This window comes from Fusibacter sp. A1, from assembly GCF_004125825.1.
GTDB lineage: Bacteria > Bacillota > Clostridia > Peptostreptococcales > Acidaminobacteraceae > QQWI01.
In genome coordinates, this window is record NZ_QQWI01000002.1 from 172,654 (window position 1) to 186,426 (window position 13,773).

Annotated in this window: 15 protein-coding genes; 14 read left to right on the top strand and 1 reads right to left on the bottom strand. The window is 40.3% G+C overall.

The annotated features are described in order from the left end of the window. Positions 1–757 precede the first annotated feature (757 nt). The 8 genes from DWB64_RS19605 to DWB64_RS02850 all read left to right on the top strand — a co-directional run bounded on the left by DWB64_RS19605 (position 758) and on the right by DWB64_RS02850 (position 6,801). Positions 758–1,012, top strand: coding sequence for a GNAT family N-acetyltransferase (locus DWB64_RS19605; protein ID WP_371682594.1), 255 nt, complete (start codon positions 758–760; stop codon positions 1,010–1,012). 266 nt (positions 1,013–1,278) lie between these two features. Then, on the top strand, positions 1,279–1,650 hold the full coding sequence (locus tag DWB64_RS02820; protein ID WP_129486670.1) for an NUDIX hydrolase: 372 nt from the start codon (positions 1,279–1,281) through the stop codon (positions 1,648–1,650). A 122-nt stretch (positions 1,651–1,772) separates the two neighbouring features. Further along, positions 1,773–2,591, top strand: coding sequence for a class I SAM-dependent methyltransferase (locus tag DWB64_RS02825; protein WP_129486671.1), 819 nt, complete (start codon positions 1,773–1,775; stop codon positions 2,589–2,591). Between the two features lie 33 nt (positions 2,592–2,624). Then, entirely contained in the window at positions 2,625–3,197 is a 573-nt protein-coding gene (locus tag DWB64_RS02830; protein ID WP_129486672.1) for a GrpB family protein, read from the top strand. After that, the gene (locus tag DWB64_RS02835) at positions 3,194–3,694 is read left to right on the top strand and encodes a GNAT family N-acetyltransferase (protein WP_129486673.1); all 501 of its coding nucleotides are present in this window, start codon (positions 3,194–3,196) and stop codon (positions 3,692–3,694) included. The genes DWB64_RS02830 and DWB64_RS02835 overlap by 4 nt, the downstream gene beginning before the upstream one ends. Positions 3,695–3,873: 179 nt before the next feature. Then, entirely contained in the window at positions 3,874–5,079 is a 1,206-nt protein-coding gene (locus tag DWB64_RS02840) for an N-acetyltransferase (RefSeq protein WP_348983805.1), read from the top strand. 230 nt (positions 5,080–5,309) lie between these two features. Continuing rightward, entirely contained in the window at positions 5,310–5,849 is a 540-nt protein-coding gene (locus tag DWB64_RS02845) for a GNAT family N-acetyltransferase (protein WP_129486675.1), read from the top strand. A gap of 403 nt (positions 5,850–6,252) precedes the next feature. Continuing rightward, positions 6,253–6,801, top strand: coding sequence for a hypothetical protein (locus DWB64_RS02850; protein WP_129486676.1), 549 nt, complete (start codon positions 6,253–6,255; stop codon positions 6,799–6,801). A gap of 225 nt (positions 6,802–7,026) precedes the next feature. On the opposite strand, the gene DWB64_RS02855 is transcribed toward DWB64_RS02850, so the two are convergent. Further along, positions 7,027–7,737 (bottom strand): class I SAM-dependent methyltransferase, encoded by a 711-nt coding sequence (locus DWB64_RS02855; protein ID WP_129486677.1) that lies wholly within the window; start codon positions 7,735–7,737, stop codon positions 7,027–7,029. A gap of 237 nt (positions 7,738–7,974) precedes the next feature. Between DWB64_RS02855 and DWB64_RS02860 the strand changes: the two genes are divergently transcribed. The 6 genes from DWB64_RS02860 to DWB64_RS02885 all read left to right on the top strand — a co-directional run bounded on the left by DWB64_RS02860 (position 7,975) and on the right by DWB64_RS02885 (position 13,733). Next, positions 7,975–8,565, top strand: coding sequence for a DUF402 domain-containing protein (locus DWB64_RS02860; RefSeq protein ID WP_164980201.1), 591 nt, complete (start codon positions 7,975–7,977; stop codon positions 8,563–8,565). Positions 8,566–8,576: 11 nt separating this feature from the next. Then, the gene (locus tag DWB64_RS02865) at positions 8,577–9,014 is read left to right on the top strand and encodes a VOC family protein (RefSeq protein WP_164980202.1); all 438 of its coding nucleotides are present in this window, start codon (positions 8,577–8,579) and stop codon (positions 9,012–9,014) included. Between the two features lie 109 nt (positions 9,015–9,123). Then, a complete protein-coding gene (locus tag DWB64_RS02870) occupies positions 9,124–9,783 on the top strand; it encodes an ABC transporter ATP-binding protein (RefSeq protein WP_129486680.1) in 660 nt (219 codons plus the stop codon). Further along, positions 9,783–12,119, top strand: a complete 2,337-nt coding sequence (locus DWB64_RS02875; protein ID WP_129486681.1) for an ABC transporter permease — start codon at positions 9,783–9,785, stop codon at positions 12,117–12,119. The genes DWB64_RS02870 and DWB64_RS02875 overlap by 1 nt, the downstream gene beginning before the upstream one ends. A gap of 8 nt (positions 12,120–12,127) precedes the next feature. After that, positions 12,128–12,778: a response regulator transcription factor gene (locus DWB64_RS02880; protein WP_129486682.1), complete on the top strand. Its 651-nt coding sequence runs from the start codon at positions 12,128–12,130 to the stop codon at positions 12,776–12,778. Beyond that, positions 12,765–13,733, top strand: a complete 969-nt coding sequence (locus DWB64_RS02885) for a sensor histidine kinase KdpD (protein ID WP_129486683.1) — start codon at positions 12,765–12,767, stop codon at positions 13,731–13,733. Before DWB64_RS02880 ends, DWB64_RS02885 begins: the two co-directional genes overlap by 14 nt. Positions 13,734–13,773: the final 40 nt, after the last annotated feature.

The window sequence follows — 13,773 nt, forward strand, 5'->3', positions numbered from 1 at the left end:
GATGTATTCATTATACAATAATATTTTTACCTATTATGCCCAATTTCAACATTTATCCTACCATTTGTGTATAAAGAATCGTTTTATCAATCAAATGATAATATTCGATTTTAATCGTTCTTTAAATCCACCTAATATTTAGGGCGTGATACACTGATAAAAGGAGGTTTTATGTTAAATCAACACTTAAAAATACTTGCGTTTAGTTGGGGACGATACCGACTTGCCAGTGACAATCTAGTGACACTTACCAGTGGATGATGGCTCCCATTTTGACAGCCGTGATACAGTGGCCGGTACAAGATGTGAGTGGAAAAAATGAAAATACAGCATTTATATGCGAAAACTGCAAAATATCAGGTAAAGCCACACTTGCTTAGTGACTAATACGGTGTGGCTTACCTTATACAGAACTGTAATTTTACTATTACGTTTATCTTAAATTTGATAGGAATGCAGTTTGTTTTAGTAAAATAGTATAGAAGTTTAAATCCTGCATCTGAACAGCAATATTCAAAAATTATGAGCAAGTCATTTCAGAGAAGTTAAGTGTATGGATTACTAGATAATCAAATTTGAATCATAGAATAGCTTCACATAAGCCCTTAAAGGTGTTAACATCATCGTACTTAGGATGTTAGTGGGTTTTAGAAAGGATAAAAATGAATTTAATTGATAATAAAACGAAAAGATTGTTCCTAAGTCACTGGACTAATGATGATTTGAATTTTATATCAGTAAGTCAAACATATATGCGATTTGTCTTCAAGAAAATGGATTGATCATAGGATCCATTGGTTATTCTACAATAGACCACGACCCACTGTTGTCTAGTGAAAGTCAATTTGAATTCGGATATAGCCTTCACCCAGATTATTGGGGACTAGGATATGCTACTGAAGTTTCTGTACTAATGAGAGATCACCTGATGGATGTTGAACAAGCATCTTGTATATGGTTAAGGCACTTTGATTTCAATAGACAATCTGAAAAAGTGATTCTTAAACTTTGATTTATGTTTATGTATTCAAAGGATTACACGATTAAGTTGCAAAACAATCGTCAGGTAAAACACTTGTATTACCGGTATAATAGGATATTGTCTGAATGAAATAATAACTGACGGTATAGAAAGTTGACAATTTTTATGATGAAAAGGAGAATTCTATGTCTTGGCTTACACATATCGTAGCCGCAGCGGGTTATGTTTTTGATAATAAAGGGAACATCTTGATTGTAAAAACGTATCATCGTGGTTGGGACACACCCGGTGGATAAGTGGAAAACGTTGAAAGCATTGAAGAAGGTGTTTTGCGTGAGATACTTGAGGAAAGCGGCGTAAGTGTAAAAGTGAAAGAGCTTGTCGGTATTTACTCGAACGTGTGCAGCTATACGGCGCGTGATGGTGTGACCAAGGTGCCCACCAAGATCATGATGGATTTTATCTGTGAATATGAAGGCGGAGAACTCCGGACGTCTGATGAGACAAGCGAAGTGAAATGGGTTCCGGTTGCGGAAGTGCTTGACTATATCGTCCCAGAAAACCTTAGATACCGTTTTGAAAAGGTAATCGAGTTCAAAGGCAAAATCACGTACTCGTCTTACGTTACAAAACCGGAGTATAAGCTTCTTTCGGAGAGGTTTGTGTAGAGGTAGAATCAATACCTAAAAAATCCGTTTAGTCCAGAAAAACTATACAGAAGTTGTGGTTTTGAAGGAGATGCCATTTGGCATGTTTATCGTAAAAAAGGATATAAGTAAGGAGAATTTTGGTGGATAACAGATCGGTGTGGGATAAGGTAGCTGCAAATTATGGGTCAGTAGGACCAAAGTATTGGAACTGGTTTGGAGAACAACTGGTGTCCTATTCAGCTGTTCAAGAGGGAATGAAGGTATTGGATATCGGTTTTGGCAGGGGCGCATCGCTGTTTCCGGCAGCCTCTATCGTTGGTGACAGTGGCAAAGTGGAAGGCATCGATACCTCTGCCGAAATGGTTGCCCATACCCAAAATGAAGTTTTAGCAAATCAGCTGAGGAATATCGATGTTTTTCATTCGAGTTTAGAGGACTACTGTGAGAACACAGGCGGTTTTGATCGCATCATGTGTGGTTTTGGCATTGGTTACCTGAGTGCATCGGATGACAATTTTAAAATCTTACATAAGTCGCTAAAAGAAGAGGGAGTCCTGTCTTTAAGCGTATGGACGCACCAGGAGGATCAAAGCTGGTTGACCTCTGTTGTAAATAAGCACCTTGGAATCACAGATACTCCAGATCATGCTTCGGAAGAAAAAGATGAAGAAGAGGAATACGACCTTTGCACGGCAACGGGCCTAAAATCATTCATCGAATCTCAGGGGTTTAGTCATGTGGAGACTGAAATAGTCGAGAAGACGTTTGTCTTCAGTGATCAAGAGGAATGGTGGGCTGACCTAAACAGCAGTGCGGTCAAAAATATAATCGATGTGATCGATGGCATGAATTGCCTGGATGCCTTTAAAAAAGACGCTTTTGACGGCATTTTACAGTTCAAGAAAAATGATGGGATTCACATCAGACGAGAAGCCATTTTGGTGCGGGGCACAAAGTAGTAGGGTGTAACCGTTAACGTAAGGGAGTAGCCTATGAGCAAAGAACTATCTGAAATGAGCAACGAGGAACTATGGGCATTGTTCCCGATTATTTTGACTGAGTACGACCCGAAATGGAAAGAGAACTACGACCAAGAGAAAAATCTGATCGAAAAAGGCATCGGTTCAAGCAATATAGTTCGAATGAATCACTATGGAAGCACTTCGGTAGTGGGGCTGATCGCCAAACCCACGATAGATATTCTACTAGAGATTAGTGAAGACACTATTTTGGATGACCTTGTCAAAAATATGGCATCGGTCGGTTATGGATTAAGTCCGCAACCTAATAATCCTGCACCTCATATGATGTTTCTAAAAGGGTATACACCCCAAGGTTTTCAAGGACAAGTAGTACATGTTCATGTAAGATACAGCGGTGACTGGGATGAACTTTACTTTAGGGATTATTTAATCAGTCAACCTGAGATCGCTTTGGAATACGGAAAACTGAAATTAGAGCTAAAGTCAAAATTCGAGCACGACAGGGACGGCTATACTCATGCAAAAGGTGATTTTATCAGACGAATCACATCATTAGCCAGAGAGGAAATAGGATCAAGATGAAACTTTTAACTTGTAACATGAATGATCAGAAGAACATAGCACCTATGATTTGCGAACTGATGAACTATCACCGTAAACTCACCAATGCGCCAAAGGAGTTTTGGCAGAGTCTTGAAACGTCTGAAAAAACCTTTGCAGAATGGCTTGCTACCGGTGAGGTGAAAAAAATTGACCATAAGGATGAAACCATCGGATTTATCTATCTAAGGTTAGGCGGTCAAAGCGTTGCCTGGCTCGAAGACTTGTATATCGACGAGAAGTACCAGGGCCAGGGACTTGGAAAGAAAGTCATGAACATGCTAGACGAGCAGCTAAAGGACAGGGGTGTGATCAGCATGTTTGTTGATGTGATTCCCCGTAACCCGGGAGCCATCAAGTTTTATCAGGAATGTGGTTTTGACCACTTGAATATGATTCAGCTTAGAAAGAACTATCAGAAACGTCTTGATAAGGAAGAAACAACCGACTTATTGGGCTTTACATTTAAAAAGTACTAAAAGTCGAATTGGCAAAGGAGTCTAAGATGAAAAGTTTTAGCCTTGATAGTAAGAATGAGGTCTACACGGTTGAGATCGGTAACGTGGACGAGGTTATCGATATCATTCGAGAAGCCGCTTAGTGGGGCCGCTTAAATGGGAAAAACCTGTGGAGCGATGACGCGCTTAAAAAGAGTAAGTTGCTTGAATACTACCGCGAGGATGAGTTCTACTTGTTAAAAAACAAAACCGAAAGCGTTGCCGCGATGATACTGCAGTGGCAGGACACGATCTTTTGGCCCGAAGCCAAACCAGCAGAATCCGGCTACCTGCATAAACTTTGTGTCAGAAGGGACTATGCGAAAACAGGACTCTCAACAATGATGATTGAAGTGGCGCAGATGGAATGTGCCAAGAAAAACGTGATGAAGCTGAGGCTCGATACAGGGTGGCAGAACACCGCTCTGAGAAACCTTTATGAAAAAAACGGCTTTATTCTCTATGACCAGTTTGTCTTAGACGGTCGGCATGAGTTTGCCAGATACGAGAAGCGGCTAGAGGAAAACGTGATGATAAAAAAGTGCACGATAAACGAGCTGGATGAAGCGGTTGAGTTCGCGTTTTCGAAAAATCAATGGGTAGAGGAAAGGTGCAGGCCCTTTTTAGTAAATGAGCCTGTAGAGAACATCTATGCTGATTTTAAAAAATATGTAGAGACAGAATTTTACGATGTCTTGCTGCAATATGACAAAGATAAGCTAGTGGGAGTAACGGCCATTTTCTGGTTGGTGGAAGACAACTACGTTTCGATCAATCGGGGGATCTTTGCCGCCAAGGACTATTCAGTGGTCGCCAAGCGCTATCTAGACTACATACAATCAAATTTCAAAGGTTATAAGTATTACATAAATACGGCTAAGGAGCATCAGAAGTCGATCGACTTTTACCATGCTCAGGGCTTTGAACTATTAGAGGATGCGGTTCTTTATAAGCTGGACGATTTTAGTGGCGTAAGTCTTATCAGCGGTATGGAAGAGCTGAATACCAGTAATCAGGATGAGATATACACCTACCTGGAGCCTGGAATAACAGAAGACACCTACTGGAACATAGAACGTTTAAAGCAGCAACCAGAAATGTTTATCATCATCGGCTTCTTTTTTGATGGGCTTAAAGGTGTCATCCAGGCACGAAAGTATAAAAACATTTCAGTTGAAATCGTCGGACTCGAAGCTGAAGAGACCCAAGTAAAAAAGGATCTCATGAACGCGCTGGCAAAGACATGCAAAGACAGAGGGTTCAAGTTGATCCAATTGTATACAGAACGACAAGAAGAAGTACAACTTGGCAAAGAACTAGGCTACACCTACTTCGATTCCAACGTCTGCTTCTTAAAAAAACTATAGCCCAATCAATCCATCGTACGGGTTGGCTTTATGTCTACCCTCTCCTTATCTCGCAAGTAAAAGATTTGATAATAAGTGATGCAAAACATCACACCATATGGCTTTAAGCGGTTGGAATCGTGGATTTTAAACCTGATAACCACACCTTGTTGGATTTCATACAATTTATTAGTCAAAAGGGACATCTTGATGAATATTGCAATTGATAGGTATAAGTAGAGGAGAAGAGTATGAAAACTATTGAATCAGAAAGACTTATTTTAAGAGAATGGAGTTTGTCGGATGTGGACGATATGTATGAATATGCTGCTAACAGCCTAGTCGGTCCGAATGCAGGCTGGAAACCCCATAAGGATAAAGAGGTAAGTAAAACAATTATTGAAATGTTTATTCAAAGTAAAGAAGTTTACGCCATTGTGTTAAAAACTACAGGAAAAGTAATCGGTGGAATCGGACTACATAAGCGTACTCCAGATTTGATTCTTGTTGATCTAAATCAAAGAGAAATCGGTTATGTATTGAATCCTGCTTACTGGGGTAGAGGATTAATTCCTGAAGCCGTGAACACCTTAATCGAGTTTGGTTTTAAGGAGCTGAAGTTGGATTTGATCTGGTGCGGACATTACAAAGAAAACTTGAAATCAAAAAGAGTTAACGAGAAATGTGGATTCAACTATCAGTTTAAGCGAGTTGAAGAGATAAAGCTATTAGGTGAAGAACGGGAAGTACATTATTATAACATCATGAGATCGAATTACAGCAGGTGTTAAATAATGGAAAACGTGTCGCTCTCGGTATCGACTTCCCTCTGACACACGTTTGGGATTTAATGTAATTTAAATCGGTGGGAATTTACCTCGTGGTATCGACTGTCTTTTGATTATGAGAGTAAATCGACGAGTTTTCAAATGAACTAACAGCTATTTCAGTCTTTTCAAATGATGTCTTGCAATGTATTATTGTTGTGTGTACCTTTCTTGTCTGGCAGTGCTTTTTGGACATTTACGATTATGCTAGACAAAGTGTGCATTATTCATTCGAGTGGCGGTGTTCGACAAATGGTGAAAAGGTGGTTTGAAGATGAATGTAGTTGAAAAATATCGTAGTTATTGAGAATTAAATAAACAAAGTCATCGTAAAATAATTGAGGAATTTCTCGATAAAGAGGTTATTTTGAGAGCAGCAGAATTGCTTGAGGTTTTGGAGAATGATACCATCGTTTTTAACAATAATACTGATATTGATTACCTTATGGATTTTGCTATCTACGAGAAATGGAATGATGGCAAGAGTCAATTATTAAAGTTTATCGAAAAATATGATAATGAATTACATGAAGAAGAAAGAATAGTTATCGCAGCTATGAAAGACGCTGAAACTTCACTTTTTGAGGTTGTTGACTTTGATAGAGAGCAGAAAACTGTTTGCGTGAAAGATCTTTTTAATGATGAGAAGAGGATTGAGTTCATAGATATTGGATTAAGTAGTTCGATAGATATAGGAACGCTATTATTTACTCGTTTGATAAAATTTGATTCATTTAATATGACATCAGGAACATGCTTTACATTTTTAGGTGATCATAAGCATTTCATAATTAGGAAGAGCAAGAAATTGATGAAGAAAATGAACAGTGGAGATTTATCTGCAGATAGATTTATAACTTTCTTTAAGCTGAATGAAACTGATGGTATCCCTATTTTGTTTAAAGAAGTGAATTAGATTGATTCTATATTTCGTAATTAGATAGCAGTCACCCGTATACTCTGCACTTTAATTGTGAGTTGGGGTGACTTTTTATTCGTGTTGAGAACGCAATGAAGTGTTCGCCAAAGAAAGAAAATCAAACAATGTGGACCTGTGTTAAGGATGGCTCTCGGTATCAACTTCCCTCTGACAAGCATTTGGTGATAAATGTAAAGAGAGTTTTCCTTAACAATTGACGGTTCAGTCTTTTCGTTTCATGATAACATACCATAAGATGTCTAGGTTCATGGTCTTATCATTATTGTTACTTGTCATCTGCTCAAAGCTGATGATTTTGAAATGATCTTCGAGTATGCTCGTCAGTTTCTCTTTTGAGTAACCTAAGCCACCGCTCATGCTATTGTTTCGATAGACGTCATAATCGGATAGGTTCGCTCCAACCATAAGGTTAAAGCAGTTCAGCGCAAATAGGCCATCTGCAGGCAGTAAGGATGCTATCTTTGCTAGGTATTCGGGTCTTCGATGGGGCTTGATATGGTGCAAGCAGCCGCTGTCGTAAATAAAGTCGTAGTGAGTCACAGGCGGCTTAAAGTCAAAAAAAGAAACAGTTTCAAATTCTGCCTTTGTCGGGTCATTCTTATCGTTCTTTTCGCTTGCCCACTGAATGGATTCTTTTGAAATATCGATTCCTGTTACCTTGATTTTATGACTTTTAAGGTAGAGGGAGTTTCTTCCGTTGCCGCAACCGATATCTAGGGCGCTTTTCGGCTTTTCATCCAAGGAGTCGATAAGCTTCACCAGGTTGTCGTCTGGACAATCCTTAAAAAATGGAACCTTCCTGTTTCGATTTTTATAAAAATCATCCCACCACTGTTGTTCCCTTTCCTCTAAGAGTTCATCCAACATCGTTAAAACATCATGATTTTCACGTATGATTTTTTCGCTTTCCATGCCCAAATACCATCCTTCTTTTTTTTTTTGCCACCCCTATATTATACAAAATTATACTGTGCTTGTGCTACTTAGAAGGTGGTAAAATATGCATTCTTTGCTGATTTTGTAATCGGTTGAAGTACTTCTATTACATTTATCTTAAATAGCACAATGAGGTGCTTTTTTTTAGTAGAATAGTAGGAGTAAGGGCTTGATGTGTATTGTTATTTGGTAGAGAATTTGATGAGGAGAAACATGGATAAGAAAAGCATACAGGTTCAGTCCTACAAACATGACGGTAAATTGCACTATGAATGGGGATCGAATATATATAAAGAAGATCATGAGAAAGTAATCTTGATAGGTCTGCCAGGCAGAGTGCTCAATCATCATACTAAGGGACGCGATTTCATCTTAAACAGCGTTTGCGTCGAGGTCTTTTACTTTAAGGAGTATTTTAACTGTTTTTTCAACCTGAATGAGGAAGGCGGACTCGAGTACTACGTCAACATAGGACTGCCTATAGAATATGAAAATAAAATCATAACCTATATCGACTTGGATGTCGACTTGGAAAAAAGTGCTGACGGCAGCTGGAAAGTAGTTGATGAGGATGAATTTCTTGTGAATCAGAGGCTATATGGTTATAGCGATGAGTTGGTCAAAAAGGTTGAATCGACTAGAGATGAATTGCTCAGAAGGATTGAATGTTCTGAGTACCCTTTTGACGGTACCTATGAAAAGATGTTGATCAATTATTGTGAAAAGGAATTAGACAATAGCATGTGTCAGATGGTATCGACTTCCCAGCGACACGCGTTTGGTATTAAATGGAATTTATTTTAACGGAGGAGCATATGCTTAATTTAGGTTCAACTTATCTTATTGTGAAGGACATGGAACAATCAATCGCGTTTTATGAAGCCTTGCTGCAAATGAAGGCGTCTGTGCTGAGATACGACCGATGGACAGAGTTTAATTTCAGTGGACACTGCATAGCCTTACTCAATCCCAAATACGATGAAGAGCTGATCGATTCCAAAAGTGATGTACAAGTGCATTATAACCGTGCATACATCGAACATTTAAGAAGAAAAACGGTATACGGAAACAATATTGTCCTGAACTTTTACATCGACGATCTGAACGAGGAATATAAGAGAATCAAAGAACTGAATATTGGCAAGCTATCGGATATCATGTACATCAACATCTCATCGCCTTATTATCATTTTATCGTCGATGACCCTGATGGAAACACCATCGAGATCACTGGGAGCTATACTGAGCAATAGGTAGTTAATAATATTTTTGTGAGTTAAGTTCTATGCTACGATACCTATTCTTTAAGCCTTGTATCAACTTTGTAATAAGTTTGTTCTATGATTGGGTTAGGAGGTAGTTATGATACTAAAAACCAAGCAGTTGAAAAAGCATTATTCTCAATCGGAACATGTTGTCAGAGCACTTGATGGTGTTGATATTTCTATTAAAAAAGGTGAGTTTGTAGCAGTTGTCGGTAAGTCGGGCAGTGGTAAGAGTACACTCCTACATATGTTAGGCGGACTTGATAAGCAGACGGAGGGTGAGGTCATTATCGACAACACCTCGATCAAGGATATGAAACCGGATGAACTGACGGTTTACAGAAGACGCAATATCGGTTTTGTGTTTCAGAGCTACAATCTGATTCCGACGCTTAATGTTTATGAAAACGTGACACTCCCGCTTGCACTTGACGGTGTGAAGGTGGATGAGGCTCATATTGAAACTATTTTTGAGATGCTTGGCATTTCGGACAAGATCTACAGCTTGCCATCCCATTTGTCGGGTGGTCAACAGCAGCGTGTCGCGATTGCCAGGGCTCTGGCGACTAAGCCTTTGATTCTTTTAGCAGATGAGCCGACAGGCAACCTTGACAGCCACACAAGTCAGGAAGTGATGGGACTCCTTAAGCTGTCGAGTGAGAAGTTCAATCAAACGGTGGTCCTTATCACCCACAACTTAGAAATCGCTCAGATGGCGGACCGCGTTGTCCACATCGAAGATGGGAAGGTTGTCTGATGATTAAAAACAATAATTCCTCAATCATCAACAAGATGATCATCAATAGCCTGATCAACCATAAGGCGAGGTCTGTGATGACCATGCTTTCGGTCATCCTGACCTGTGTGCTGTTGACCAGTGCGTTCACAATTACTGCGAGTTTGATCGATTCAAGTGAAAAATCAATGGCGCTTCAAGTAGGATCAAGCGCTCATGGTGGATTCAAGCGGTTAACGGAGCAGCAGGTAGATTTGCTTAAGGACCATCACCTTGTTAAAGCCTATGGTGTTTCGACCATCTTGGGTATAGTGGAGGATGAGCGCTTAATCAAGCGGTCGATTGAAGTCAGAACGATGGATGAAAACTATAGGAGACAAGCCTTTGTTAGTGTGGATGGGGATCTGCCTGTAGCAAAGGATGAAATCATTCTTGATACGATCACTTTGGATTTATTGGATTTGCCTCATGAACCTGGTCAAAACGTCACACTCCAATTGCAGATTGGCGATGAAGTCAATTCGTATGATTTGAAGCTTATCGGGGTATATGAAGGGAACATCTATAGCCACACCAGCTTTTTGATCATGTCCGAGGCATTTAAGGCAAGTGTCGTCACGGATGGAATCGGACCAAACATGCTGGGTGCCAATGATTTAGGTATTGAGTTCGCAAATAAGTTCAATACATCAAATAAGTTTGAGAAGATGATCAGCGACAAGGGGATGAACCCTGATGAAATAAAGTATGGTACGAACTGGGCATATGTTGGCGATATCAGTCATATTCAAATAAAGGATTTAATCTCCTATGGCTTATTGATAGGCATGTTGATGATGAGCGGCTATCTTATTATCTATAACATTTACCTGATTGCCGTACAAAAGGATATCAATTACTACGGCTTGCTGAAAACAGTAGGTACCACTCAGAAGCAAATTAAAAAAATAGTATTTGGACAAGCGATGTATCTGTTGATACTCAGCCTACCTGTAGGTCTTGCCATCGGCTACTTTTTTGGTGTGAAATTCACACCTCTTGTCCTTGAAACTTTGAATCTTCAGACCATAAAAATCTCCTTCAATGGCTTGATTTTTCTTGTGTCGGGCGTTTTAACCACACTTACGGTACTGCTCAGCTGTGCCATTCCCGCTAAAGTCGCATCGGGAGTTTCGCCGATTGAGGCTGTCAAATCAGTCGAGGTAAACTATAAGTATGTGAAGCAAAGCAAACGGAGAAAACAAGGCAATAGAATCCATCAGATGGCATGGCAGAATCTTTTTAGGGTCAAAAGAAAAGCGATTATGGTGGTCATGTCTTTAAGCTTAAGTCTTCTAGTGCTGAATGGCGCACTCATGCTAGTGGCCAGTGTGGACCCCAAGGAGCATTTAGACCGCATTATCGGTTCGGATTACCTTATTGGTAATGCCCAGTATTTTACTTACAATAATGATGGAAGAACACTTTCTGATTCGTTACTAGATGATATTGATGAACTGGGAGTCGTAACGCATGCCTTTTCAGTAGAGGAGCATATCGTCAGACTTGCGGACCAAACACTTGATATAGAAGTCTACCATGCGGATACGTTTGTTCTAGAAAAATTGACTGATTATGTGATAAAAGGAGAAATCGGAACCTCGCTTGAACCTGATCAGATTGTAATAGACAGCTTGTTTTTTGATGATGAAGGTAGGAAAGAGGTGCCGGTTAAGTTGGGTGATAGCCTTCAAATAGAAGGAAAAGAATACGAAATCGTTGCAGTGGTAGACGAACTGCCCTTATACCTGTACGATCAAAGTTATACCTCGGGCACGCTACAAGGGTTTATCCATTCGGACGATACTGTACCTGCGATGACTGTCATGGTAGAAGGGGATATGGAATCTTCCAAAGAGGCACTTTTAAAAATGTACCCGTATATCGTGATAAAATCAAGGTTTGACTACATTGAAGAAATCAAGGGATTCCTTACGATGATAAGAATGGTCGGCTACAGCTTAAGCGGCATTTTGGCACTGATTGGAATCATGAATTTCATCAATATGACAAGTACGGGCATACTGGTTAGAAAACGCGAGTTCGCTGTGATGCAGTCCGTAGGCATGACCAGCAGTCAGCTAAAAGGTATGCTGTACTTTGAAGGGCTTTATGTGCTGCTACTTGCTGTGGGTGTGACAACCGTCCTATCGATACCGCTAGGCATGATGGTGGTCGGCAAGGTCATGTTCAGGCAGGGGCTGCCTCTTGTCGGTTTATGCGTCATCTATTATGTGATTGTCGCATCTGTACCTAGATTCAGCTTTAAAGTGTTTAACAGTGACAGTCTCATGCAAAGACTTAACGTTGTAGAATAGGAGTTCTTATGGCTAAAATCTTAATTGTTGAAGATGATTTGGATATAAACGACGGCCTGACCTATGCCCTTTCGAAAGAAGGGCATTTTGTCGTTCAGAGTTTTGGAAAAGAGGTCATCAACGACTTCAACTACGATCTTGCGATACTCGATGTCAATCTGCCTGGAACAGACGGATTCACACTTTCAAAATGTTTCAAGTGCCCGATTCTGTTCTTAACGGCAAAGAACTTGGAAGAGGACATGTTAAATGGATTTAGTCTAGGATGTGAGGATTATATCACCAAACCCTTCTCACTGCCTGTATTAAAGGAGAGGGTGAATGTGATCATAAGGAGAAACACCCGGACGAGCACTTATGCGATTAAAGGACTAAGCTATGATAAGGATAGGTGTCAACTTGAAATTGACAGTGCACCTGTAAAACTTACAAAGCGGGAGCACCAGATCTTAAGCTATCTGATTGCGGCGCGTGGCAAGGTTGTAACCAAAGGCATGCTGCTGGAAGGCATATGGGATGTGGACGGAGAGTTTGTCAATGAGGGGACGGTGAGTGTGACGGTCAACCGACTTCGTAAGAAGATGGACCCTGACGGTAGATGGATTCAAACGATCTTTGGCATCGGATATAAATGGAGCGAATCAAATGAAAATTATTGACGTTTGCATCGCCTTAACGGTTTTTATTGTTCTCGTGATTTTGTTTTTACTCGCAACGCCGCTGAAGTACCCTTTAAGTGTCCTTATTGTGGCGCTTTTGCTACTACAGGGCTATAAGACACATTGGATCAAGGGAGCGCTTCAGAGCGAGATGGTATCCTTGAGTGATCAAGTGCAAAGCCTGATCGATGGCAAGGAAATCGAATCGGGTGCGGTGGCATCAGATGACCTAGTGTCGAAGCTGCAACATCAAATGCTGAAGTTCAGTGACCAAATAAGGGTCATGCAGCGTAAGGAAACGGACGAAAGAACACGTCTACAGGCGCTTATCGGAGACATATCCCACCAGCTTAAAACGCCACTGACCAATATGAAGATGTATCAGAGTCTTTTTTTAGAAACGAATGAAGATGCGTTTTTAGAAAAAATCATCAGGCAGACTGAAAAACTGGAGTGGCTTGTCGAATCCCTGATGAAGCTTTCTAGAATCGAGTCGGGATGTATCGATGTGACTGTGAAAAATGAGAACATCAACCTGACTCTCTTAGACGTGATTAGTCAGGTTCACCTAAAAGCGAGTAACAAGGACATCATGATTGATTATAAGCCTGAGGATATCCTGATAAGACATGATAAGAAATGGAGTACGGAAGCGATTTTTAATGTGGTGGACAATGCTGTGAAATACAGTCAACGCCAGACTAAAATTTGCTTGAAAGTGACGGAAAACGAAATGTTTCACACCGTACTTGTAAAAGACGAAGGCATAGGTGTCTCATCAGAAGAGGTCAACCATGTATTCAAGCGATTCTACCGGTCAGATACTGCAGATGATCAGGAGGGAATCGGACTTGGACTGTATCTTGCGCAAGAAATCATGCGAAAGCAGGGGGGATACATCTATTGCAAGCCTTGCAGGATAGGCAGTGAGTTTCATTTGAACTTTAGGAAGTAATGACTTTGCTTTCATGAAGGCGTAATGTAAAATTAGTCTT

What these genes read in the sequence shown, in the direction of transcription:
- DWB64_RS02830 (WP_129486672.1), top strand. Translation starts at nt 2,625, where the DNA reads ATGAGCAAAGAACTATCTGAAATGAGCAACGAGGAACTATGGGCATTG.
- DWB64_RS02855 (WP_129486677.1), bottom strand. Translation starts at nt 7,737, where the DNA reads ATGGAAAGCGAAAAAATCATACGTGAAAATCATGATGTTTTAACGATG.
- DWB64_RS02860 (WP_164980201.1), top strand. Translation starts at nt 7,975, where the DNA reads ATGGATAAGAAAAGCATACAGGTTCAGTCCTACAAACATGACGGTAAA.
- DWB64_RS02835 (WP_129486673.1), top strand. Translation starts at nt 3,194, where the DNA reads ATGAAACTTTTAACTTGTAACATGAATGATCAGAAGAACATAGCACCT.
- DWB64_RS02845 (WP_129486675.1), top strand. Translation starts at nt 5,310, where the DNA reads ATGAAAACTATTGAATCAGAAAGACTTATTTTAAGAGAATGGAGTTTG.
- DWB64_RS02885 (WP_129486683.1), top strand. Translation starts at nt 12,765, where the DNA reads ATGAAAATTATTGACGTTTGCATCGCCTTAACGGTTTTTATTGTTCTC.
- DWB64_RS02865 (WP_164980202.1), top strand. Translation starts at nt 8,577, where the DNA reads ATGCTTAATTTAGGTTCAACTTATCTTATTGTGAAGGACATGGAACAA.
- DWB64_RS02880 (WP_129486682.1), top strand. Translation starts at nt 12,128, where the DNA reads ATGGCTAAAATCTTAATTGTTGAAGATGATTTGGATATAAACGACGGC.
- DWB64_RS02875 (WP_129486681.1), top strand. Translation starts at nt 9,783, where the DNA reads ATGATTAAAAACAATAATTCCTCAATCATCAACAAGATGATCATCAAT.
- DWB64_RS02870 (WP_129486680.1), top strand. Translation starts at nt 9,124, where the DNA reads ATGATACTAAAAACCAAGCAGTTGAAAAAGCATTATTCTCAATCGGAA.